We start from the raw sequence: 23,918 nt of genomic DNA, 5'->3' as shown, positions 1-23,918 counted from the left end.
ATCAGCTCCTACACTGCGCCTTTATCACATTTATTATTCTTCTCTGCAATCCAGTTGCAGCACTATGATTCGGATTCTTAATCTTTCTCGTTTCATTCGTAATCGTTAGTACCTGCCCCTCTGGCCCACCCAGCGCCAAGCCGTGAGGATGATGGCCACCGGATTCTCCAGGTTTAGCGCGAATAACGTCCACTTCCGATTTCGGCCGATAGAACACGGGCGTACTATCCGGGTCGATGCCCTGCCACTCAGGCGCGCTCTTGAATTTATCCCTAGCCTCCTGCAATAGATCTGGGTAATCCTTCAACCACTCAGCAAGTGTTTTTGTTACATAGAGCCCCAGCGCATCAAACCAGCGAAACGGATTCCTTGCATATCCATATATGTTTACTCCACCAGCAATAGAAATTGGATCCTCTGAAACATACGAACCCGCGTGCGGATCGTAATAGCGATATCTATTGTAGTGGAGGCCGGTTTCAAGGTCCGCGTACTGCCCTTGGAATCTGATGAAGTTGTGAACCCCGTCATCGAAGCGTTCCTCATGCAACTTGCCCCAACCATCATACGAGCCTGACCAGCCGCACCTCCCGTCGCGACAAAGCAGCCGGATGGGCCGTCCATTAGGATCAACTTGATAGACCCATACCTCCTTGCCCGGTTGGTTTTCCTTGACCTTGGCACCTGAAGATCCCAGCTCGCCCACTAGGCTTGAAACGGGATCGGCAAATGCCGCTTCACTGTGAAGCGGCTCGGGTGGCTTTTCACCGCGCTCGACCACCTCGGCGGCAATGATTAACCCACTTGAGCCCAATGATGCTCCACCGCCCAACAAACCGATACCGCGTTTACTGGCCCCAACTGTGGAACTCACTGGTATTGAAGCACGATTACGATGTAGCAGAGCATCTGCGCCGCTCGCTGCGGGAGTTGGAGCACTGCTAGTTGCGCTTACGCCCCTGCTGGAGCGCTCTACAACCAACGCCAACGGCACAAACGTACCCGGGTAGTACACATACTCCCGCACCCGCTCATGCAGCCTCTCCAGCTGCCGCTGCCGACGCCGTACCTCGACCAGGCTGCCCACATTCCCCACCCACACCGGCGCCGCCTCTTCGGCGTCATTGGCCTGCTGCACTTCGCCCAGCAACGCATCACCATCCCAGAAGAACCACGTCGTCTGCGTCGGGTTGCGCTTGAACACCCGCCGCCCCAGCGGGTCATAGCCGTAGTACGTTGACTGCCCGTTGCGGCGGCTCTCCGCCAACCGATGGTTGGCATCCCAGATCAGCGTCAGGTCATCCGGCGCATCCCCTTGCGGTGCGCCCTTGCGCACCAGATCACCCGCCCGGTCAAACACGTAGTGCACGCCCTGATAGGTGCCTTCGCGCGTCCAGGTGGTCAGGTCGTCGTCGTCGCCGCCTACCACCTTGCGCGCCTGCACCTGCTTCACTTCGGTGCGCAGCCGGTCGCCGGCCGGATCGTTGAAGTAGCGCTCGACCCTTCCCTTCGGGTCGATATGCTGCAGCAGGCGCCCGATCGCGTCGTAGCGGTACTCATCGACGCCCTGTGCGCTGTCGCTACGTTTGGTCAGGTTGCCACTGCGGTCGTAGTCGTAACGCGTCTCGAACAACGGGGCGGCATCTTTCAACACCGACTGTGAGGTCAGCAGGTTGCGGCTGTCGTAAGTGAACTCGCGTTGCAATTGCGGGCTCAGCTGCTCGCGCGTGGTGCGGCCCAGCGCGTCGCGCTCCATCGAGATCGGCGGCTCGTCATTGATGGCCACCGATACGGTCTGGTCGCGCAAGTCGTAGCCGAACGCTAACCGATTGCCGGCAGCGGTCTCGCGCAGTACGCGGTTGCCTACTTCATCATAGGCATAGCCGACGCGGAACCCGTCCTGCAGTTCCTCCAGCAATTGCCCCAGCGGGTCATACCGGCGCTTCACTGTACGCACCGGATTGCGCAGCTCGACAATCTGGCCCTGCACGTCGTAGACAAAGTGTTCCTGTACCTGCTGTCCAGGATGGCGTACATCCGGCAGCGTCTTGCGGGTGATGCGCCCGAGCTTGTCGGTAGTGAAGGCGATGCGCTGGCCCAGCGGATCCACGGTGGCGGTCAGTCGTCCGGCCGCGTCATAGGTATAGCGCCGCGACTGCCCCCAGTAGTCCACTTCCTCGACGATGCGGCCCAGCGCGTCGCGCACCAGCTGATAGGTTTCGCCGCGCTGGTTGATGACCGCGATGAGCTGCTCTTCGGTGTCGTAGCGGTACTCCACGCTGTGCCCATCGGCCTGCAGGCGCTTGCTGATCTGTCCGATGCCCACGTACTGCAGTCGCGTCTGCGCGCCCGCTTCGTCGGTATAGCGCAGCAGCTGATCTTCGGCATCATACTCGCAACGCACACCGTTGCCGTCGGGGCCAGCGGCGGCCAGTAGGCGTCCCTTGGCGTCGTACTCGTAGCGGCTGACCTGCCCCAGCGGGTCGACCTGGCGCAGCAGGTTGCCGAGTGGATCATGCTCAAACCGGCTCTGATGGCCCAGCGCATCGATAACCGCGGCCACCAGTCCATGACGGTCATAGCGCAGTTGCGTGACCGCGTGCCGTGCGTTGGTCTGCGCCTGCAACTGGCCCTGTGCGTCGTAGTCGAAGCGGGTGGTTGCACCCAATGGATCGGTCTGGCTGACCAGCAGGCCCTGGCCATTGTAGGCCTGCTGCCAGTCGACACCATCCGGCGTACGCAACGACACCATGTGGTCGTCCAGGTCGTACTCCATCTGGATCGACGTGCCATCGGCGCGGGTCAGGCAGACCAGGTTGCCATGCGCATCATAGGCAAACGCCGTGCGCAGTCCTTCCGGATCGGTCACCGCCACGGTCCGCCCGAAATCGTCGTACTCGAACAGCGTCACGCCATCGAGCGGATCGATCTCGCACAGTGGCAGCTGGTTCTCGTCGAACTTGACCACGCTCAGGTGACCCAGCGAGTCGGTCACCCGGGTCTCGCGCAGCAGCGCGTCGTACTCGAAGTGATAATCGTAGAGACCACCATCGCCCCACGAATGCACCACCCTGCCCTGCGCGTCGAACGCGTAATGGAACGACAGGCCAACACGGTCGGTGTGCCGCACCATGCGGTGCTGTTCGTAGGCGAAGGTGCGCGGAGCTCCAAGCGCATCCACCGCTGCCAGCAGGTCACCCTCGCCGCTGTAGCGATAGCTCACCAGCGGATGCACCAGGCCGGTGGCCGGGTCATGCAGCGCCATGCGGTCGATGCGACCGTGCCGGGCCTCCACTTCGATGAAGCGGCCCTGCAGGTCACCGATACCGCTCTCGACGATGCGCACCAGATGGCCGTCGCGACGCTCGAAGCGCCAGTGGTTGCCATGCGCATCCTCGATGCGCTCGATCGGCCAGGACTGCGGGCCCGGCAGCGCGCTGACACCTGCAGGCAGCTCGCCACCGAACACGTACTGCAGGCCGTTCTTGAAGCGCACCCGCCACTGCCCGCGCCGCCTCAGCAGGCGCGCGCCATCGACGAAATCGAGAATCGCCCCGGCCTCTCCCTCGGCGGGCGGCAGCTCGGGGAAGAACGCGACCTGGTCGGGGCCGGACAGCCAGACGCTGCCGTCGGCCAGCAGCTCCAGGCGGATGTCTGCCGGCGTCTGCCAACCCGCGCCGCACAGACCCGGCGCGCGCGCGTGGCGCGAGCCGTAGCTGCGTTGCCAGGTGAGTGGCAAGCGGCCCGGAACATCGAAATCCTGGTGGTTGACCACCACGCTGCCATCACGGATGTCCACCGGCTCGGCGCGAAGCACCTTGCACTTCAGGAAACCCGAGGGCAGGTTTCCCCACTTGCCCCGCCGCCAATTGGCAAAGGCATCCATCTTCTTGCGGAAGAACGCACTCTTGCGCAGCTTGCCCAGGCCTGCGAACGCCGCGCGGAACGCGAGCGCGGTCCATGACACCGTCGGTGGTCCTCCCACCTTGACGCTGGTGGGAATGGCCACGTTCAGGCCGGTCGGCAGTGACATCGCCCGAAGTGGCTTCTTCGGCTTCTTCACCCGGAACGGGTTGATCATGCCGGCCAGATTGCAGTCCAGCACCGGCATCGCCAGCCGCGAGAACGGCTCGCCATCGGCCGACACGGTACGACTGCCCATGAAGATCTCTTCGCCGTCGAACTGAGGGCCCATCGGTGCCGCCAACGGCGGCCCCCAGACACCGAGCGGGATGTGGATATCCAGGCCGCCGGTACCGGCGGTGCCGCGATGCACGCCGTTGACCTTGATGGTCGAACCGATGAACGGGATGTAGTCGAACGGATCGAGCACCAGGCCGATGTGCGGCGTCGGCAGCGGGCACGGCGGCACCGCATACATGTGGATGTCGATACCCAACTGCGGATCGAAATGCTTGGCGGCGATGCTCACGGCAACACTCCCTGTTGCGTTACAAGGCGCGGAACAACGCGCGCAGGAACGCCTTTACTTCGTCACGGTACTCGGCGCTGATCCAGGTCACGACGATGATGCCAAGCACGATGGCCACCAGCATCACCACGGTCTTGTTCGACTTCATGCAACAGCCACTCCTGTAACGGCGGGCCCGGCAGGCGCGGCCACGGGCGGCTGCAGCAGGCCACTGGGATCGGGCAGCGGCTGCATCGCCGGGGGCTCGCTCCACACCGGAATCTCGTGGTCGAGCGGGTGTTCGATCGCCGGCAGGCCGTTCCAGCCCGGGTCGAGGAAATCACGGCCAACGGCCACGATCTTGCGGAAAAATTCGTCACCGCCCTGGATCAGCCGCTCGCGTTCCTGCTGCGCACGATGAAAGCCGCGCTCCAGCGCGGCATCGAGCTCGGCGTCGATGGCATCCAGCGCCGGACGCGGAGGACGCGGGCCGAGTGCGCGCCCCTGCGCGTCCGCCTTCTCCAGCAGGCCGGTGCTGGCCTGCAGGTAGTCAGTGGCGACCTGCCGCAGTTGTTCGCAGCGTCGTGCGTCCTGAAGCTGCAGCAGATCCCACAGTGCCTGGGGCAGCGTCGTCGCCTTGCGGTCGGCCGGCGCCAGCGGCTTGGCGATGCGGATCGCCTCCAGCAGCTGCGTGCGCGCCGCCTCTCGCTGGCCCGCCTGCACGTGACACCAGCCCGCCATGCGCTGGCCCTCCAGTGCGAACATGGGGTGCGGAATGCTGGCTGCGGACGCGGATGCCTGCAGGTAGGTCTGTGCCGCACGCTCGGGTTGCTTGGCCGCCAACCAGCAGCCCGCTTCACCGAACCAGCTCTGCATCACCAGTTCCGGCGCGGCAGGATTGCCGCTGGCACGTGCACCTTCGGCGGCGCTGCGTGCCTGCCGGTAGCTGTTGATCGCCTGGCTGTGATCGCCATGTTTCAGCCAGGCACCAGCCACCATCATCTGCACCACCGACTGCTGGTCCTGCCAGCCATGCCGCTGCGCCAGGCCCTGCGCGCGTCCGGCGCGGGCCACCACCTGCGACGGACTGCCTCGCTCCAGCAGCAGCATCAGGTCCGCCAGCAGCTGCCGGTACAGCACTTCCGGACCGCGACCACCGGATTGCGCGGCGGTATCCCGGGCAATCGCAAACATGTCGACCGGTGCGGTGACCACCCGTGCGGTCCTGGCATGACGCTCCAGCAGCGGCTGCCAGCGCGGGTCCTCTTCGGTATCCACCAGCACCAGTCGCAGGCGCTCTCCCGGCGCAGCGGCCAGCGCCGCATCCAGCCAGCGCTCGAAGCCTTCACCGGGCACGCAACGCTCCGGTTCCAGCACGGCAGCCAGCAGGCGCAGATGCTCGCCGTGATGGTCGATGAAACTCTCCAGCACATCGACCACACCCTGCGCGCTGTCCGGATGCGCCTCGCTCGGGCCACGCCAGCCCAGTGGCACCTGCTGCGCGCGCAGCTCGTCCTGGCTGGCCAGATAACGGTCGAGCAGATCCTGCTTGACCTGCCGGCTGTAACGGAAGCCCAGCTCATAGGCGGTATCGATGCGCAGGAAGCAGTCCGGCGTATCACGCCCTGCGTCGTTGCGCTGCATCTCGAAGAACGCGGCCAGCAGGCGGCTGGCGGCAGCCGGCAGACGCCATACCAACAGGCGCCTGCTGCTGTCGGCGCTGGCCTCCAGCCAGGCGTCGCGCAATGCGTTCAGGCCGCGCAGCATGGGGGTGTCCTGCATGGTGTATCTCCCGTGCTGTTCAGCAGTTGAGCTTGATCTCGCTGCCGTTGACTGACACACCGCCTGCGTCGATGACCACTTCCGAGCCACCGGCGGTGATCTTGATGGCGCTGTCGGTGATCTCGATGACCGAGCCACCCACCTTGGTGGACAGCTTGACCGCCGACTCCAGGCTCATCGTGCCATCCGAACCCTGGCTGTGCGTACCGGTCACGTCCTGGCTGAAATTGCCGGTGACGTCGATCACCCGCTCGCCGACATTGCTGTCGTCGACCTTGCCCTGCACGCTGCGCTTGTCATGACCGGTTATGGTCACCTCCCGCGCGGCGTTCAGCGTCTCCGTCACCAGTCCGCCAACCGTGCGACTGGAGGTCGAGGTGACGGTCTCGGTCCACGTGCCGGTGCGCTGGCTGGTGAAGTTGCCGGTCAGGGTGGTCTTGAAGTCGCCGGTGATGGTTTCGGTATAGCCGGCTGCGGAGATCGTCTTGGTTTCGCCTGCTTCGTACTTCTCGGTCACCGCGCCGGTCACATTGGTGGTGCGGGTGCCGGTAACGCCGAGCGTGTCGGTGCCGGTGACCGTGATGCCACGGTTGCCGCCGACGCTGATGTCCTGGTTGGCGCCGACGTCCATTCGATGGTTGACCGACACCGATGTGGACTTGTTGTTCTTGACGCTGGCGTTCTGGTCGTTGAGCACGGTGGTGACCATGTCACGCTGCGCCCGCATGTTCAGCAGCTCGCCACCGGCGCCATCATGCATGGTGATCTCATTCCAGCCCGCGCCCTTGACCGTCTTCGACTTGAGGCCGCTCACCTCCATGCCGAACGGCGGCATGTTGTCCTCGTTGTAGACACGACCGGTGATGATGGGGCGGTCCGGGTCGCCATCGAGGAAATCGACGATCACCTCCTGGCCCACGCGCGGCGGCGACACGCCACCCATGTCGGCGCCTGCCCACGGACTCGCACTGCGGATCCAGCACGAGGCATTCTCGCGGCGATCCAGCTGGCGGTCCCAATGGAACTGCACTTTCACCCGGCCGTAGCGGTCGGCATGCAGCTCCTCCCCCGGCGGACCAACCACGGTGGCGGTCTGCGGACCCGGCATGCGCGGCCACGGCGTCCGCCGCAGCGGCCTGTAGGGGATGCGACGGCGCAGCACCTCGGCCTGCACTTCGACACTCGGGGCTTCAGCGCTGCCGAAATCGGCAGCGAAATTGTTGTGGCCTTCCCGCTGCACGCTCACCACGAAGAAGCTGCGGTCGGTATCGTCACGTCCGATGAAATCCGGGTGCCGCTCCAGTTCGAAGCAGGCGCCGGCGTCGAGCTCACCGGCGTTGCCCGCGCACTCGAACAGCTTGGTCGGCCAAGCCACTTCCTCGTTGCGCACCGCCGCCAGCGCCTGGCCAATGCGGCTGTTGGTGAAACGCGCCGCACCGTCGTAGCGGTACTGCTCGAGCGGCGGCAGCAGGCCCAGCGGCACCTGGTTGCCCTGGTTGCCATCCAGCGTCTGGCCCGGCTGCTTGAAGTCGAAACTGCGCAGGGTCTGCACGCTGGGCCCGACGCGTCGGCGTGCACCCCAGCGGTGCAGACCGGTGCTGGCCAACGTGCCCTGGTCGGACACGAACGCGATGGGCTGCGGTTCGCCGTGCGCGGTGCTCAGCGTTGAATCGTCGCTGATCACCATCGTATGGCCCTCTTCGTCATGGACGAAGCTGTAGTACAGGCCGGCATCTTCCAGCAGGCGACTGACGAAGGCGAAATCGGACTCGTTGTACTGCACGCAGTACGGCAGCGGCGGCAGCTTGCCGGCATTGAGGTCGTAGCGGAACTTCGCCAGCTGTGCGTAGCCCTGGAACACCTCCTCGATGATCTGCAGCACGTTGCGGTCCTGGAAGATCCGGCAGTTGCAGGTGTAATCGAGGAAGGCGAACCAGGGCGCGAGCTCGGCCCGGTAGGCACTGAACTGGGCCTGTTGGCCGGTACTGGCGAACTCGCGAACGTAGCCGTGCACGCTGCGGTTGCCGAATTCATCACCCAGCTGCAGGCGCAGCGGCTGCCCGACCAGCTGTTTCAGTTCCAGCCGCGGCTGGACCGACAGCAGTTCGATACGGTAGGCGAACGGGCTGGACACCGCCTCGCTGCCCTCGAAACGCTTGACCAGGAAAGTGTCCGGATCCAGAGCGGTTTCGACGCGGATCAGGCGTCGGTCCTGGTGCAGGCGCTGCAGTGCGGCGCCGGGAAGCAGTGATTCGGCGTACATCGGGCGTTCCGTCGTCCCATGTTGGTCGTGGCCCGACTTTGCCACCGGCAGGTGACATGCGCCAGCTTTTTGACGCTTTTGCCTCTGGATAAAGAGATGAATTCATTAAGGAAATTCAAGGAACTGCGAATTTCCTCACATTTCCTTCCCCGCGACCCTGTCGCCAACGCTGGCCCCGGCGGCAGTGCGCGAACGCTGCCTCACGCCGGCAGGCAGTGCTCGACAATCAGCTGGATGGCGCTACCACCGCGATAGTCGTCGCAGGCCAGCCGGTAGGCCAGATGCACATGGCGGCTCGGCGCATTGCCGTGCCAGCCGCCAAAATGGATCGCGTTGATCGTGCCGGGCACGCCCGGCAGGCGCAGTTCCAGCTTGAGGTGGCGTTCCTTCAGCACGCGCCAGTTGGCCACTTCGAAATGGCCATCGAACAGCGGCTCCGGGAAGCCCTGCCCCCAAGGACCGGCCAGGCGCAGCGCATCGGCATGGCGATGGTCGAGCTCGTCCGCTGCCAGTTCGCCGTCGCTGAGCACCTGTTGTTGAAGTGCCGCTGGGTCGAGCATCTCCAGCACGACGGCAACGAAGGCCGCCTTGAAGGCGTCGACATGATCGAGCCGCAGGCTGAGGCCGGCCGCCATGGCGTGACCGCCGAAGCGCTCGATCAGGCCGGGATGTCGTGAATCGACCAATGCCAGCGCGTCACGGATATGCAGACCCGGAATCGAACGCGCGGAGCCACGCAGGGTGTCGGCACCGGGCTCGGCCGGCGCGAAGGCGATCACCGGCCGGTGCAGGCGATCCTTCATCTTCGAGGCCACCAGACCGACCACGCCCGGATGCCACTCGGCATCGAACAGGCATGCCGCCACCGGCCGCTGCCCGGCCATGTCCAGCACAACTCGGGTCAGCGCCTGCTCGGCATCGTCGGTCATCGACTGCTGCACGGCGCGGCGTTCCGCATTGATCTGCTCCAGCGTCTGCGCGATCTCCCGCGCCTGCCGCGGGTCCTCGGTCAGCAGCAGCGCGATGCCCAGCGCCATGTCTTCCAGCCGACCGGCGGCATTCAGGCGTGGGCCCAGGGCGAAGCCGATGTCGGTCGCGGTCAGCCGCGCCGCGTCGCGCCCACTGGCTTCGATCAGCGCCTTCAGGCCGACACAGCCCTGCCCCGAACGCAATCTGCGCAGGCCCGCACTGACCAGTGCGCGGTTGTTCGGATCCAGTGCCACCAGGTCGGCGACGGTGCCGACCGCCACCAGGTCCAGCAGCGTGGTCAGGTCCGGGCCCTTGCCATCGGCGAACACGCCGGCCTCGCGCATCCGCCGGCGCAGCGCCATCAGCACGTAGAAGATCACGCCGACACCGGCCAGCGACTTGCTGGGAAATGCGTCGCCATCCAGGTTCGGATCGACGATCACGTCGGCCGCAGGCAACTGCGGGCCCGGCAGATGATGGTCGGTGACCAGCACCTGCCAGCCACGCGCCTTTGCGGCCGCGACGCCGGCATGGCATGCAATGCCGTGGTCGACGGTGACCAGAAGGTCCGGCTTCAGCGCGGCCAGTTCCTCCACCAGCGAGGGCGACAGTCCATAGCCGTGCACCATCCGGTTGGGCACCGCATGGAAGACATGCTGTGCGCCGAGCATGCGCAGGCCGCGCACGCCGACCGCACAGGCGGTAGCGCCATCGCAATCGAAATCGCCAACCACCAGGATGCGCTTGTCATTGGCGATGGCCTCGACCAGCAGGTCGACCGCAGCGTCGATGCCGGTCAGCAGTTCGGGGGCATGCAGATTGCCCAGCTTCGGCAGCGCCAGTTCCGGCGTCCCCGCGCCACGGCTGGCATAGAGACGTGCAAGCAGTGGCAGCGTTCCCTCCGGCCATGCAGCCGGCGTCGCTGCCTCACGGCGTCGGATTGTCGGCGTATCGGAAGACGGCAGCGCTGGATCGGCGGCAAGGGACATCGGCATCGCCGGTTACGAAAGACAGAGGGATGATACCGCGCGTGGGAGAGGCTGGCGGGATTGCGCCCGGCACCTGCGGTAGTGCCGGCCGCTGGCGGCAACCCCGGCAAACATCGGGGTCAGAGCCGTTCTCCGATGGAAAACGGATCCGACCCCCGCTCGACCGAGTCCCCGGTCAGTCGTGCAGCTGGCGCGGCTTCTTCCAGAACTGCCAGCGCTGTCCGCGATCCAGCTGGAACTGCAGGCCGTCCTCGAAATCGAGCACCAGCCGCTGCAGTTCGCCACGCTTCAACGCGGCCAGCAGCGGGCGGATCGCCTCGTTGCCCAACTGCTGCAGCGAACGCAGCTGGCGCAGGTCAACCAGCGCATCGACAGCCTGCTCACCATCCACCGCCACGCCAGCGGCCTGCGCCAGGCTCTGCAGCAGCGCATCGCGGCTGCGCACCTGCGCATGCACCGTGCTGACCGACACCGGCATCACGCCACCGCCCCAGAACCACAGCGAATTGATCGGCTGCTGGCCCTGCGCGGCACGCTGCTGGTTCCAGGAGTGGTTGTGCAGCAGCACCTGCGCCTCGGTCATCAGCGCCCGCCAGCGGCGGCCGCCCTCGCCTTCCGGCAGGTGCGAGAACAGGTCATCGCCGAGCACCTCGTCGGGACCGTCGAACGCCGGCAGTGCGGTATCGATCGGCAGCCGCAGATACCAGCGCGACGGATCAGGCGCGTCGAGCACGAAGCCGGCCTCGGCGAACAACGGCTGCAGCACCGGCAGCAGGGCGAGGCTGTCTGCCAGGGTTGGTCGCAGGGTTTCGCCGTAGGCCATCATCCGCGCGCCATGCATGTCCGGCACCATGCAGGCCGGATCGGCGCGCAGCCAGCTGGCACCGGCCGCATCGCCCACGTCACGCTGGCGGGTCAGCGCGGCCACCGGCCAGTGCGGCGCGGCGACCTTGAAATGGCGCATCAGCTGCGCCCGTTCACCCGGCTCGACCTGCACCGCTGTGGCACGGCCGAGCGCACGTGCCACATCGTCCGGCAGCGCAGCCGCGGCAAAGCGGCTGCGTGCGGGCAACAGCAGGGTCGCCGTCGCCACGTGCTCAGTCCACGTAGCTGACGCTGACGATCTCGTACTCGCGCTGCCCAGCCGGGGCGTCGATCACGATCGAATCGCCTTCCAGCTTGCCGATCATCGCGCGCGCCACCGGCGAGGAAATCGCGATCAACCCCAGCTTGATATCCGCTTCGAGGTCACCCACGATCTGGTACTTCTTCTCTTCGTCGGTTTCCACGTCGGCCAGGGTCACGCTGGCGCCGAACACCACCTTGGAGCCGGCATTGAGCTTGCTCACGTCGATGATCTCGGCGTGCGACAGCTCGCCTTCCAGCTGCTTGATGCGGCCTTCGATGAAGCCCTGTTCCTCGCGCGCGGCGTGGTACTCGGCATTCTCCTTCAGGTCGCCATGCTCACGCGCTTCGGCGATCGCGGCGATCACCTTCGGCCGCTTGACCGACTTCAGGTGATCCAGTTCGTCGCGCAGCTTCTGCGCGCCCTTCATCGTGATGGGGGCTCTCATGCATTCAACTCCTTGTGCAGCTCCTGCAGCGACCAGACGGGGCCGGTGCCGCGGAATTCCAGTGAATCCACCAGCGCCTTGGCGCCGGCAATGGTGGTCGAGTAGGTGACGCGGTGCTGCAGCGCCTCGCGACGGATCGAGAACGAGTCGTTGATCGCCGACCGACCTTCGGTCGTGTTGACGATGTAGACGATCTCGCCGTTCTTGATCGAATCGACGATGTGCGGACGACCCTCGACCACCTTGTTGATGATCTCGCACTGCATGCCATGCTGCTGCAGCCAGGCGGCGGTGCCACGGGTGGCCACCAGGCTGTAGCCGCGCGCCAGCAGCGCCTTGGCGACCGGCAACACGCGCTTCTTGTCCGGGTCGCGCACCGACACGAAGGCCTTGCCGATCGGCGGGGCCTTGATGCCGCCGGCTTCCTGCGCGCGTGCGAAGGCGGCGTTGAAGCTGCGACCGACGCCCATCACCTCGCCGGTGGACCGCATTTCCGGCCCGAGGATCGGATCGACGCCCTGGAACTTGGCGAACGGGAAGATCGCTTCCTTCACCGAGTAGTAGTCCGGCACGATCTCTTCGGTCGCGCCCTGCTCGGCCAGGGTCTTGCCGGCCATGCAGCGTGCGGCGATCTTGGCCAGCGGCATGCCGGTGGCCTTGGACACGAACGGCACCGTGCGCGAGGCACGCGGGTTCACTTCAAGCAGGTAGACGGTGTCGTCGCCCTCGTCGCTGGTCTGGATCGCGAACTGGGTGTTCATCAGGCCGACCACGTTCAGCGCCTTGGCCAGTTCCACCACCTGGCGACGCAGCTCGGCCTGGGTCTCGGCCGACAGCGAGTACGGCGGCAGCGAGCACGAGGAGTCGCCCGAGTGCACGCCGGCTTCTTCGATGTGCTCCATCACGCCACCGATCAGCACGTTGCCATCCTTGTCGGCGATGATGTCGACATCGCACTCGACAGCGTTGTCGAGGAAGCGGTCCAGCAGCACCGGCGAATCGTTGGACACCTTCACCGCATCACGCACGTAGCGGGCCAGATCGGCTTCGCCGTACACGATCTCCATCGCACGGCCACCGAGCACGTAGCTCGGACGCACCACCAGCGGGTAGCCGATCTCGCGGGCCAGCAGCAGGGCTTCCTGGTCGTTGCGGGCGATACGGTTCGGCGGCTGCTTCAGGCCCAGCTTGTCCACCAGCTGCTGGAAACGCTCGCGGTCCTCGGCCAGGTCGATGGAGTCCGGGCTGGTACCGATCACCGGCACGCCATTGGCTTCCAGCGCGCGCGCCAGCTTCAGCGGCGTCTGCCCGCCGTACTGCACGATCACGCCCTTCGGCTGTTCCAGCTCGACGATCTCCAGCACGTCTTCCAGCGTCAGCGGCTCGAAGTACAGGCGGTCGGAGGTGTCGTAGTCGGTCGACACGGTTTCCGGGTTGCAGTTGACCATGATGGTTTCATAACCATCCTCGCGCAGCGCCAGCGCCGCATGCACGCAGCAGTAGTCGAACTCGATGCCCTGGCCGATGCGGTTCGGACCGCCGCCCAGGATCATGATCTTGTCGCGGTTGCTCGGCGCGGCCTCGCACTCGTCCTCGTAGGTCGAATACAGGTAGGCGGTGCCGGTGGCGAACTCGGCAGCACAGGAGTCCACGCGCTTGTAGACCGGGCGCACCTTGTGGGCACGACGCAGTGCGCGGATGGCCGCTTCGTTGGTGCCGGTCAGCTGGGCCAGGCGGGCGTCGGAGAAACCGGCACGCTTGAGCCTGCGCAGACGCGCAGCGTCGAGCGCGTCGATGCCGTCGGCAGCGACTTCACCTTCGGCAGCGATGATTTCCTCGATCTGGTCCAGGAACCAGTGGTCGATGAACGACAGGGCGTAGATCTCTTCCACGCTCATGCCGGCGCGGAACGCGTCGGCCACGTAGAACAGGCGCTCCGGACCCGGTGCCTTCAGCTCGCGGCGCAGGGTCTGCAGGTCTTCCTCGTTGGCCAGGTCCAGGCCGGTCGGGTCGAAGCCGACCTTGCCGGTTTCCAGGCCACGCAGCGCCTTCTGTACCGATTCCTGGAAGGTGCGGCCCATCGCCATGACTTCGCCCACCGACTTCATCTGGGTGGTCAGGCGCGCATCGGCGGCCGGGAACTTCTCGAAGGCGAAACGCGGAATCTTGGTGACCACGTAGTCGATGGACGGCTCGAACGACGCCGGGGTCAGGCCACCGGTGATCTCGTTCTTCAGTTCGTCCAGGGTGTAGCCCACGGCCAGCTTGGCGGCCACCTTCGCGATCGGGAAGCCGGTGGCCTTGGAGGCCAGCGCCGAGGAGCGCGACACGCGCGGATTCATCTCGATGACGACCACGCGGCCGGTCTTCGGGTTGATGCCGAACTGCACGTTGGAGCCGCCGGTATCGACGCCGATCTTGCGCAGCACGGCGATGGAGGCATCGCGCAGGCGCTGGTATTCCTTGTCGGTCAGGGTCTGCGCCGGGGCCACGGTGATCGAGTCGCCGGTGTGCACGCCCATCGGATCGAGATTCTCGATCGAGCACACGATGATGCAGTTGTCGGCGGTGTCACGCACCACCTCCATCTCGAATTCCTTCCAGCCCAGCACCGACTCTTCCACCAGCACTTCGGTGGTCGGCGACAGTTCCAGGCCGCGGCTGACGATTTCCACCAGCTCTTCGCGGTTGTAGGCGATACCACCGCCACTGCCGCCCAGGGTGAAGCTCGGACGGATGATGGTCGGGTAGCCGACGCGGGTCTGGATCTCCAGCGCTTCGTCCAGCGTGTGGGCGACGGCGGCGGTCGGGCACTCCAGGCCGATCTCGCCCATCGCCACGCGGAACAGCTCGCGGTCTTCGGCCATGCGGATCGCTTCGCGCTTGGCACCGATCAGCTCGACGTTGTACTTCTCCAGCACGCCGTTGTCGGCCAGGTCCAGCGCGCAGTTCAGCGCGGTCTGTCCCCCCATGGTCGGCAGCAGCGCGTCGGGCTTCTCCTTGGCGATGATCTTCTCGACCGTCTGCCAGTTGATCGGCTCGATGTAGACGGCGTCGGCCATCTCCGGGTCGGTCATGATCGTGGCCGGGTTGCTGTTGACCAGCACCACGCGGTAACCCTCGTCGCGCAGAGCCTTGCAGGCCTGGGCGCCGGAGTAGTCGAACTCGCAGGCCTGGCCGATGACGATCGGGCCGGCACCGATGATGAGGATGGTCTTTAGGTCAGTGCGCTTGGGCATTTTCTTCTCTAAGTCAGTACAGCGTGACAAGGGGGAGTGATCGCACGCTGTCGATCAGGAATCTCGATCCGCAGCGCCGCGCCGGGAGGCAGCAGCAATGCGGGGCCTTACGGTCCATCGCGGTGCCACCGGTCGCCGGTGGCCTGCGGATCACGCCTTGGCCTGTTCCATCAGGGTCACGAAACGGTCGAACAGCGGACCGACGTCGTGCGGGCCCGGCGACGCTTCCGGATGGCCCTGGAAGGAGAACGCCGGCACATCGGTGCGTGCGATGCCCTGGTTGGTGCCATCGAACAGCGACCGGTGGGTCACGCGCAACGTCGCCGGCAGGGTGGCTTCATCGACCGCGAAACCATGGTTCTGCGAGGTGATCATCACCCGGCCACTGTCCAGGTCCTGCACCGGATGGTTCGCACCATGGTGGCCATGGCCCATCTTGACGGTCTGCGCGCCCGAGGCCAGGCCCAGCAGCTGGTGGCCCAGGCAGATGCCGAAGGTCGGAATCTTCACGTCGATGAAGGTCTTGATCGCGGCGATCGCGTAATCGCACGGCTCCGGGTCACCCGGGCCATTGGACAGGAAGACACCGTCGGGCTTCAGCGCCAGCACTTCAGCCGCCGGGGTCTGCGCCGGCACCACGGTCACTTCGCAGCCGCGTTCGGCCAGCATGCGCAGGATGTTGGTCTTCACGCCGAAATCGTAGGCCACGACCTTGAAGCGGGCCGGCACGCTGACGAAGGCGTTGGCATCCAGGTCCAGCTGGCCCTCGGTCCAGACATAGGTCTTCTCGGTAGTGACGACCTTGGCCAGATCCATGCCCTTCAGGCCCGGGAACTTGCGGGCGGCTTCCAGCGCCTTCTCAACATCGATGTCACCTGCCATCAGCGCACCGTTCTGGGCGCCGTTCTCGCGCAGGATGCGGGTGAGCTTGCGGGTATCGATGCCAGCGATGGCCACCACGCCACGCTGGATCAGCCAGTCCTGCAGCGACACCTGGCTGCGCCAGTTGCTGGGGCGGCGCGGCACATCGCGCACGATCAGTCCGGCCGACCACACCTTGGAGGCTTCGTCGTCCTGGTCGGTCATGCCGGTGTTGCCAATATGCGGATAGGTCAGCGTGACCATCTGCCGGGCGTAGGACGGATCGGTCAGCACTTCCTGGTAACCGGTCATGGCGGTGTTGAACACCACTTCACCGACGGACAGGCCGGGCGCGCCTACGGATTCGCCCTCGAATACGGTGCCGTCTTCGAGGACGAGGATTGCGGCTTGGGTCACGGAAATCTCACTTTGGCTACCGAGGGGGTGCCGAAGTCACGCCTGTGCTTCACGGAAATCCGGTTGCAAAAAAGCGCGGACGTACGGTTCAGGACCGGTCCGGCTTTGGTGATTCGGCGAGTGCGAATTGTAGCGCTGCCGGAGCGCTCGCGCCAGCGGTTGAATCGTTTCATGAACAGGCGACTGCGTATTCATTTCAATACGCCCGCGTGTGCAAAGCGCGATGGCCGGGGTCGGATCCCTTTTCATGCGGGAAAAGGGCTCTGACAGCAATCGCGGCGAGGGGTCAGATCCCTTTCCGTGGGAAAGGGATCCGACCCCGTGAATCAGCCCGCCGGGGTGTCCAGCAGGTCGCGCACCCGGTAGCTCCCGGGCGCCCGCCCCTGCAGCTGGCGGGCGGCAAACAGCGCACCGCGGGCGAAGATGTCGCGGTTGGTCGCCCGGTGGACCAGTTCGATGCGCTCGCCCAGGCCGGTGAACTGCACCAGATGCTCACCCACGATATCGCCGGCCCGCAGGCTGGCGTACTGCGGATCCGCCCCACCCCGCTGCGCGGCTGCGCCCAGGGTCAGTGCCGTTCCCGAGGGCGCATCCTTCTTCTGCGTATGGTGCGATTCCACGATGTCGCAGTCCCAGCCCGACAGGGCCTGCGCAGCGCGCTCGACCAGCTCGTCCAGCACCGCGACACCGAGGCTGAAGTTCGAAGCCCACACCAGCGGAATGCGCGCCGCGGCGGCGTCCAGCGCCTGGCGCTGCGCACTGGAGATGCCGGTGGTACCCGATACCAGGCCTGCGCCGCGTTCAACGCACAGGGCCAGCATCGCATCGAAGCCTTCCGGCAGGCTGAAGTCGATGGCCACATCGAATGCCGGCGCCCCTGCCAGCTCGCTGGCGGCAAAGAACGGCACTCCGTCGACCACCCGCTGGGCCGGCGCGCGGCCGGTCACCGCTGCCACGATCTGCAGGGTTTCGGGATGATCGGCGGCCAGCCGCAGCAGGGCCTGGCCCATGCGCCCGGAAGCGCCGTGAATGAGCAATCGCAGGGGAGTCTGGTTCATGCCCCGCAGGCTAGCGGCAGCATGCCCGGTCCGGCAAGCATCATCGCTGCTACGCTGCAGGACTCTTCATGCAATGGACCGCATTTCCCATGCAGATCAGCGAACAGCTGGTACTGGTCACCGGCGCTGGCCGCGGCCTCGGCCAGCATATCGCCCGCGCATTCGCCGCGCAGGGTGCCCGGATCATCATCAACTACCACCGCAGCGAGACGGCCGCACGTGCGCTGGCGGTAGAGCTGGGCGGGCAGGCACTCGCGCTCCGCGCCGACGTCACCGACCGGGGCCAGATCGAGGCACTCCTGCAGCAGGCGCTGGCGCATTTCGGCCAGGGCGTGACCACTGTGGTCAACAATGCATTGGCCGACTTCTCCTTCAATGGTGATGCGCGCGACGGCGCTGCCGACATTGGCTGGCCGGCGTTCCAGGCGCAGTTCGAAGGCAGCGTGCGCGGCGCGCTCAACACCGTGCAGGCCGCCCTGCCCGGCATGCAGGCGCGCGGTTTCGGCCGCATCATCAACATCGGCACCAATCTGTTCCAGAACCCGGTGGTGCCCTATCACGACTACACGGCCGCCAAAGCCGCCCTGCTTTCGCTGACCCGCACCTTGGCCGGCGACCTGGGGCCGCAGGGCATCACCGTCAACATGCTGTCCGGCGGCCTGCTGCGCAGCACCGATGCCAGCGCGGCGACACCGCAGGCGGTGTTCGATTACATCGCCGCCAACACGCCACTGCGCAGCGTGACCACGCCGGCCGAGTTCGCCGACGCCGCGCTGTTCTTCGCCAGCCCCTGGGCGCGCGCGGTGACCGGCCAGAATCTGGTGGTGGACGGTGGGCTGGTGCGGGATTGAGGCTTCGGCGAGCGCAGCAGCCCCCGCTCTCTCCCGGCATCGTCAGTGCTGCTTCGGCGGCGTCGGCCCGCAGCTGTCGCAGCCACCACAGGCACCGCCGCCGCCACTGACAGGGGGCGCGATCCTGCGGCCCAGCGCCTGCAGCCAGCCGGCGCGGCCGGGCTTGAGCAGCGCCAGTGCCAAGGCACCGCGCATCCTGCGCACGGTGCCGGGGAACTGCTTTTTCAGTACGACCCACGCGCTGACCAGCACGGCCAGCGCAACGAGCAGGTACTGGAGCAGCAGTCCTGCGTCCATCAGCCGCCTCCCAGCGCCACGGTCACCTGGTAGGTGATCAGCGCTGCAACGTAGGCCGCTGCGAACAGGTAGAACGCCGCGAAACCCATCTTCTTCCACGAGTTGGTCTCACGCTTGATGGTGGCCAGCGTGGAGATGCACATCGGCGCATAGATGAACCACACCAGCAGCGACAGGCCCGTGGCCAGCGACCAGCCATCGGCCACCACTGGCGTGAGCGCCGAGATCGCCGCATCGTCGTCGGCCGCGGACAGCGCGTACACGGTCGCCAGCGAGGAAACCGCCACTTCACGCGCGGCCAGGCCCGGAATCAGTGCGATGCAGATCTGCCAGTTGAAACCCAGCGGGGCGAAAACCGCGGTCATCGCATGGCCGATGCGGCCGGCGTAGCTGTAATCGATGGCCGGCAGCGTGGCGTCGGCGGGCGCACCGGGGAACGACAGCAGGAACCACAGCAGCACGGTCAACGCCAGGATGATGCCGCCCACGCGCCGCAGGAAGATCATGCCGCGCTCATACAGGCCGACTGCCAGATCACGCGGATGCGGAATACGGTACGAGGGCAGCTCCAGCATCAACGGATGCTCGCTCTTGTCGCGGCGCCACTTCTTCATGACCCACGACATCGCCAGCGCGCTGAGGATGCCGGCCACGTACAGTCCGAACAGCACCAGGCCCTGCTGGTTGAAGATGCCGACCTTGCCATCGGGAATGAAGGCGGCGATCAGCAGGGCATACACCGGCAGGCGGGCCGAACAGGTCATCAGCGGCGCCACCAGGATCGTCGCCAGCCGGTCGCGTGGATCCTGGATGCTGCGGGTGGCCATGATGCCCGGCACCGCGCAGGCGAAGCTGGACAGCAGCGGGATGAACGAACGCCCCGACAGGCCGGCCGCGGCCATCAGCCGATCGAGCAGGAACGCTGCACGTGGCAGGTAGCCGGACTCTTCCAGCGCGAGGATGAACGCGAACAGGATCAGGATCTGCGGCAGGAACACCACCACGCCTCCCAGGCCGGCGATGATGCCGTCGGTCAGCAGGCTGGTCAGCGGCCCCTCCGGCAGCGCGCCACCGACCACCTCGCCCAGCCAGCCGAAGCCGGCCTCGATGCCATCCATCAGCGGTGTCGCCCAGGCGAACACCGCCTGGAAGATCAGGAACATCACCACGACCAGCGTCACCAGTCCGAACACCGGATGCAGCAGCCAGCGGTCAAGCGTGTCGTCGATCTTCGCGGTGCGTGCCGGCATGCGCACGGCCACCGCCAGGATGTCACGTACCCGGGCGTGGTAGTCGATGCCGTCCTCGGCCGGCGGCATCGGCGCATCCAGGTGCGGCACCATGCGGTCCAGGCGCTCGACCAGCGCACGCGCGCCCTGCTTGCGTACCGCCACGGTCTCGACCACCGGCACGCCCAGCTCGCGCTCCAGCGCTGCCACGTCCAGCTGGATGCCACGGCGCTCGGCCGCATCCACCATGTTCAGCGCCACCACCATCGGTTTGCCCAACTCGCGCAGTTCCAGTGCGAAGCGCAGGTGCAGGCGCAGGTTGGTGGCGTCGATCACGCACAACAGCACGTCCGGCGCGGCCTCGCCCGGATAGAAGCCCCGGCACAGGTCGCGGGTGATCGCCTCGTCCAGGCTTGCCGGGTGCAGGCTGTACGCACCCGGCAGGTCAAGCACGGCGAACTCGCGGCCGGAGGGCGCGCGCAGGCGTCCTTCCTTGCGCTCGACGGTCACGCCGGTGTAATTGGCGACCTTCTGCCGGCTGCCGGTCAGCTGGTTGAACAGGGCGGTCTTGCCGCTGTTCGGGTTACCGACCAGCGCGATGCGCAGGGGGGCGGCAGTGGCGGATGCGGTCATGCACGTCTTTCCTGGCTGGCAGCGTCGATCACGACGCGCTTGGCTTCACTGATACGCAGTGCGAAACGGGTGAACCCGACCTGCACCAGCAACGGCTCTCCCCCCAGTGGGCCCTTGGCCACCAGGCGGACCTCCTCGCCCTTGACGAAGCCCAGCTCGCGCAGGCGGCGGGCAATGGCATCGTTGGCATGCAGGTCCTGCACGGAGTCGACCACGGCCGAGGTATGCAGGGGCAGTTCGGACAGCGTCATCTAGCCTGTTCTCTGCTGGATGTAAATGGTTCTCGATTCTAACATTCCCGCGTCGCGTCATGGCCCATGACCAATGGCCCGCTATGATCCATACAGGTATGGAGTGACCCTGGAATCCCATGAACGATGCTTTGCAGATCGAGCGCAGCGGCGCCGTCCTCACCCTCTGGCTGAACCGGCCGGAGCTGCACAACGCCTTCGATGCCGGCCTGATCGCCCGGCTGACCGCCGCGCTGGAGGCGGCCGGGCGGGAAGACGCGGTGCGCGCGGTGGTGGTGGCCGGCCACGGCGCATCCTTCTCGGCCGGTGCCGACCTGCAGTGGATGCGGGGCATGGCCGCTGCCAGCGAGGCTGACAACCGCGAGGATTCGCTGGCCCTGGCGCGCCTGATGCGCACCCTGGACGAACTGCCCAAGCCGACCCTGGCCCGGGTCCACGGTGCCGCCTTCGGCGGGGGTGTCGGCCTGGTCGCCTGCTGCGACATCGCCATCGCCAGCACCAGCGCCCGGTTCGGCCTGACCGAAAGCCGCCTTGGCCTGCTGCCGGCCGTGATCTCGCCGTACGTGATCGAGGCGATCGGGCCGCGTCAGGCCCGCCGCTGGTTCGCGACCGGCGAGCACTTCGACGCCGACACCGCGCTGCGCATCGGCCTGGTGCACCAGCTGGTGGAACCCGAGCGGCTGGACGAGGCGGTGCAGCGCCAGCTGGCCCTGCTCGACAAGGCCGGCCCGATCGCCTCAGCGTCGGCCAAGCGCCTGGTCCGGCAGGTCCGTGACAGCCATGACCGCGATGCGCTCGACCGCGACAATGCCGCCCTGATCGCGCGCCTGCGGGTCTCGGCCGAGGGTCAGGAAGGCCTGGGCGCCTTCCTCGACAAGCGCGCCCCCCATTGGGTCACGGAGGCCTGAACATGCTCGATCATCTTGGTTTGACCAGCGCCGACCTGGCGCGCAGCAGGGCGTTCTTCAGCCAGGCACTGGCCCCACTGCAGATCGGCGTGGTGATGGAAGTCACCGCGGAGCAGACCGGCACCCATGACCAGGTCGGCTTCGGCCGCGATGGCAAGCCGTTCTTCTGGATCGGCAATGGCGGCAGCGTCAGCCATGGCGTGCACGTCGCCTTCGCCTGTACCGGCCGCGCGCAGGTGGACGCGTTCCATGCCGCCGCCCTGGCCGCCGGAGGACGCGACAATGGTGCTCCCGGCGTACGTCCCTGGTATCACCCGAACTACTACGCCGCCTTCGTGCTCGACCCGGACGGCAACAACATCGAGGCGGTCTGCCAGCGCCCCGCTGCGGAGACGGAGGCATGAGCGACTACGTCCGCATCGTCGAGGTCGGCCCGCGGGACGGCCTGCAGAACGAAAAGCAACCGGTCTCTACGGCCGACAAGATCGAGCTGATCAACCGCCTGTCGGCCACCGGCCTGCGCAGCATCGAAGCGACCAGTTTCGTCAGCCCGAAGTGGGTGCCGCAGCTGGCGGATGCCGCTGAGGTCTATGCCGGCATCCAGCGCCGGCCCGGCATCCACTATCCAGTGCTGGTACCGAATGAACAGGGCTACGAGCGGGCGCTCGCGGTCGGCGTGGAGGAAGTGGCGGTGTTCACGGCCGCCTCCGAGGCGTTCAACCACACCAACACCAACGCCGGCATCGACGAGTCGCTGGCACGCTTCGAGCCGATCCTGCGCCGCGCCGCCGCCGATGGCGTACGGGTGCGCGGCTATGTCTCCACCGTGCTGGGGTGTCCCTACCAGGGCGAGGTCCCCCTGGCCGATGTGGTGCGGGTGGCGCGCGCCCTGCACCAGATGGGCTGCTATGAGATCTCGCTGGGAGACACGATCGGCGTCGGCACGCCGCGCAAGGCACGGGCGATGCTGCAGGCAGTCGCCGCGGAGATCCCGATGAGCGCGCTGGCCGTGCACTTCCATGACACCTACGGGCAGGCCATTGCCAACATCGCCACCTGCCTGGAAGAAGGCGTGCGCGTGGTCGACAGCGCCGTCTCCGGCGCGGGCGGCTGCCCTTACGCGAAAGGCGCCAGCGGCAACGTCGCCAGCGAGGACGTGGTCTATCTGCTGCAGGGCCTTGGCCTGGACAGCGGGGTGGACCTGCCGGCGCTGGCGGAAACCGGTCGTTGGCTGGCCGGCCTGCTCGGGCGTGCGACCGCCAGCCGCACCGGCCAGGCGCTCGCGGCCGTCTGATCCATCAGGGCGCGTCGCCCGGGCTCCGGGCGGCGCGGTGCACAACGGCAGCGGTCGTGGCTTCCGTTAGAATCGGCGGTTCTCGAACCTGCAGGACCGTGCAATGCAGCTGTCTTCCGTACGTGCCGTGATCACCGGCGGCGTTTCCGGCCTTGGCCTGGCCGTGGCCGAGCACCTCGTCGCCCAAGGCGGCAAGGTGGCCCTGTTCGACCTCAACGACGACAAAGGCAGCGCCGCCGTCGCCGCGCTGGGTGCCGACAACGCCCGCTATTTCAACGTCAACGTCAGTGATGAAGCTGCCGTGGCGGCGGCCATCGACCAGGCCCACGATTTCCTCGGCGGCCTCAACGTGGCGATGAACTGCGCCGGCATCCTCGGCGCGGGCCGTGTGCTCGGCAAGGAAGGCCCGATGCCGCTGGCCGGCTTCCAGGGCACGGTGATGGTCAACCTGGTCGGCAGCTTCAACGTGGCCAAGGCCGCCGCCAACCGCATGCAGCACAACGAGGCCGGCGCCGATGGCGAACGCGGTGTCATCATCAACACCGCCAGCATCGCCGCCTATGAGGGCCAGATCGGCCAGGCCGCGTACGCCGCCAGCAAGGGCGGTGTGGTGTCGATGACGCTGCCGATGGCCCGCGAGCTCTCGCGCTTCGGCATCCGCGTCAACACCATCGCCCCGGGCGTGTTCTGGACACCGATGGTCGATGGCATGCCCGAAGCCGTACAGCAGTCGCTTGCCGCCTCGATCCCGTTCCCGTCGCGGCTGGGCAAGCCGGAGGATTTCGCCAGCCTGGTCGGCTTCATCCTCGGCAACACCTACCTCAATGGCGAGACCATCCGCCTGGACGGCGCTACCCGCCTCGCTCCGAAGTGATTCCCCCGGGCGCCGGGA

General features: G+C 66.4%; 18 protein-coding genes. 5 read left to right on the top strand and 13 right to left on the bottom strand.

Going from position 1 to position 23,918, the window contains the following annotated elements; translation table 11 throughout:
• Nucleotide 1 precedes the first annotated feature (1 nt).
• From ACX9OW_RS03970 to dapB, 10 genes are all read right to left on the bottom strand, one after another.
• Nucleotides 2-4,432 carry an RHS repeat-associated core domain-containing protein gene (locus ACX9OW_RS03970; RefSeq protein WP_459061969.1) on the bottom strand — a complete coding sequence of 1,477 codons (4,431 nt, stop codon included), beginning with the start codon at nucleotides 4,430-4,432 and terminating at the stop codon, nucleotides 2-4.
• A 19-nt stretch (nucleotides 4,433-4,451) separates the two neighbouring features.
• The gene (locus ACX9OW_RS03965; protein WP_006441023.1) at nucleotides 4,452-4,580 is read right to left on the bottom strand and encodes a hypothetical protein; all 129 of its coding nucleotides are present in this window, start codon (nucleotides 4,578-4,580) and stop codon (nucleotides 4,452-4,454) included.
• The gene (locus tag ACX9OW_RS03960) at nucleotides 4,577-6,193 is read right to left on the bottom strand and encodes a hypothetical protein (protein ID WP_053519336.1); all 1,617 of its coding nucleotides are present in this window, start codon (nucleotides 6,191-6,193) and stop codon (nucleotides 4,577-4,579) included. Before ACX9OW_RS03960 ends, ACX9OW_RS03965 begins: the two co-directional genes overlap by 4 nt.
• A gap of 19 nt (nucleotides 6,194-6,212) precedes the next feature.
• Nucleotides 6,213-8,456: a type VI secretion system Vgr family protein gene (locus ACX9OW_RS03955; protein WP_459061968.1), complete on the bottom strand. Its 2,244-nt coding sequence runs from the start codon at nucleotides 8,454-8,456 to the stop codon at nucleotides 6,213-6,215.
• Nucleotides 8,457-8,656: 200 nt separating this feature from the next.
• Nucleotides 8,657-10,414, bottom strand: coding sequence for a single-stranded-DNA-specific exonuclease RecJ (gene recJ, locus ACX9OW_RS03950; protein WP_164152632.1), 1,758 nt, complete (start codon nucleotides 10,412-10,414; stop codon nucleotides 8,657-8,659).
• A 175-nt stretch (nucleotides 10,415-10,589) separates the two neighbouring features.
• The gene (locus ACX9OW_RS03945; protein WP_197571295.1) at nucleotides 10,590-11,507 is read right to left on the bottom strand and encodes a phosphoglycerate mutase; all 918 of its coding nucleotides are present in this window, start codon (nucleotides 11,505-11,507) and stop codon (nucleotides 10,590-10,592) included.
• A 4-nt stretch (nucleotides 11,508-11,511) separates the two neighbouring features.
• Nucleotides 11,512-11,976: a transcription elongation factor GreA gene (gene greA / locus ACX9OW_RS03940; RefSeq protein ID WP_026347191.1), complete on the bottom strand. Its 465-nt coding sequence runs from the start codon at nucleotides 11,974-11,976 to the stop codon at nucleotides 11,512-11,514.
• A gap of 8 nt (nucleotides 11,977-11,984) precedes the next feature.
• Nucleotides 11,985-15,227: a carbamoyl-phosphate synthase large subunit gene (gene carB / locus ACX9OW_RS03935; RefSeq protein ID WP_074901560.1), complete on the bottom strand. Its 3,243-nt coding sequence runs from the start codon at nucleotides 15,225-15,227 to the stop codon at nucleotides 11,985-11,987.
• Between the two features lie 150 nt (nucleotides 15,228-15,377).
• Nucleotides 15,378-16,505, bottom strand: a complete 1,128-nt coding sequence (gene carA, locus ACX9OW_RS03930; protein ID WP_053519346.1) for a glutamine-hydrolyzing carbamoyl-phosphate synthase small subunit — start codon at nucleotides 16,503-16,505, stop codon at nucleotides 15,378-15,380.
• A gap of 326 nt (nucleotides 16,506-16,831) precedes the next feature.
• Nucleotides 16,832-17,563 (bottom strand): 4-hydroxy-tetrahydrodipicolinate reductase, encoded by a 732-nt coding sequence (dapB, locus tag ACX9OW_RS03925; RefSeq protein ID WP_128988716.1) that lies wholly within the window; start codon nucleotides 17,561-17,563, stop codon nucleotides 16,832-16,834.
• A gap of 68 nt (nucleotides 17,564-17,631) precedes the next feature.
• Between dapB and ACX9OW_RS03920 the strand changes: the two genes are divergently transcribed.
• On the top strand, nucleotides 17,632-18,414 hold the full coding sequence (locus tag ACX9OW_RS03920; RefSeq protein WP_459061967.1) for a 3-oxoacyl-ACP reductase: 783 nt from the start codon (nucleotides 17,632-17,634) through the stop codon (nucleotides 18,412-18,414).
• A gap of 42 nt (nucleotides 18,415-18,456) precedes the next feature.
• On the opposite strand, the gene ACX9OW_RS03915 is transcribed toward ACX9OW_RS03920, so the two are convergent.
• Genes ACX9OW_RS03915 through ACX9OW_RS03905 form a run of 3 tightly spaced genes read right to left on the bottom strand, consistent with a single transcriptional unit; the run spans nucleotide 18,457 to nucleotide 20,824 of the window.
• Complete coding sequence (locus ACX9OW_RS03915) at nucleotides 18,457-18,711, bottom strand: DUF6587 family protein (RefSeq protein WP_065175605.1); 255 nt, start codon at nucleotides 18,709-18,711, stop codon at nucleotides 18,457-18,459.
• Complete coding sequence (feoB, locus tag ACX9OW_RS03910) at nucleotides 18,711-20,573, bottom strand: ferrous iron transport protein B (RefSeq protein ID WP_065175604.1); 1,863 nt, start codon at nucleotides 20,571-20,573, stop codon at nucleotides 18,711-18,713. The genes ACX9OW_RS03915 and feoB overlap by 1 nt, the downstream gene beginning before the upstream one ends.
• Entirely contained in the window at nucleotides 20,570-20,824 is a 255-nt protein-coding gene (locus ACX9OW_RS03905; RefSeq protein WP_053519514.1) for a FeoA family protein, read from the bottom strand. Before ACX9OW_RS03905 ends, feoB begins: the two co-directional genes overlap by 4 nt.
• 119 nt (nucleotides 20,825-20,943) lie before the next feature.
• On the opposite strand from ACX9OW_RS03905, the gene ACX9OW_RS03900 reads away from it, so the two are divergent.
• From ACX9OW_RS03900 to ACX9OW_RS03885, 4 genes are all read left to right on the top strand, one after another.
• Nucleotides 20,944-21,732, top strand: coding sequence for an enoyl-CoA hydratase/isomerase family protein (locus tag ACX9OW_RS03900; RefSeq protein ID WP_053519513.1), 789 nt, complete (start codon nucleotides 20,944-20,946; stop codon nucleotides 21,730-21,732).
• Nucleotides 21,733-21,734: 2 nt separating this feature from the next.
• Entirely contained in the window at nucleotides 21,735-22,136 is a 402-nt protein-coding gene (locus ACX9OW_RS03895) for a VOC family protein (RefSeq protein ID WP_053519512.1), read from the top strand.
• Nucleotides 22,133-23,026 carry a hydroxymethylglutaryl-CoA lyase gene (locus ACX9OW_RS03890; RefSeq protein ID WP_459040399.1) on the top strand — a complete coding sequence of 298 codons (894 nt, stop codon included), beginning with the start codon at nucleotides 22,133-22,135 and terminating at the stop codon, nucleotides 23,024-23,026. The genes ACX9OW_RS03895 and ACX9OW_RS03890 overlap by 4 nt, the downstream gene beginning before the upstream one ends.
• Before the next feature lie 103 nt (nucleotides 23,027-23,129).
• Nucleotides 23,130-23,900, top strand: coding sequence for an SDR family oxidoreductase (locus ACX9OW_RS03885; protein ID WP_128988706.1), 771 nt, complete (start codon nucleotides 23,130-23,132; stop codon nucleotides 23,898-23,900).
• The last annotated feature ends 18 nt before the right edge of the window (nucleotides 23,901-23,918 follow it).

Source organism: Stenotrophomonas genospecies 5 (assembly GCF_054473825.1).
The sequence above is the reverse complement of the archived record's forward strand: the minus strand, read 5'-3'. Positions and strand labels throughout refer to the sequence as shown.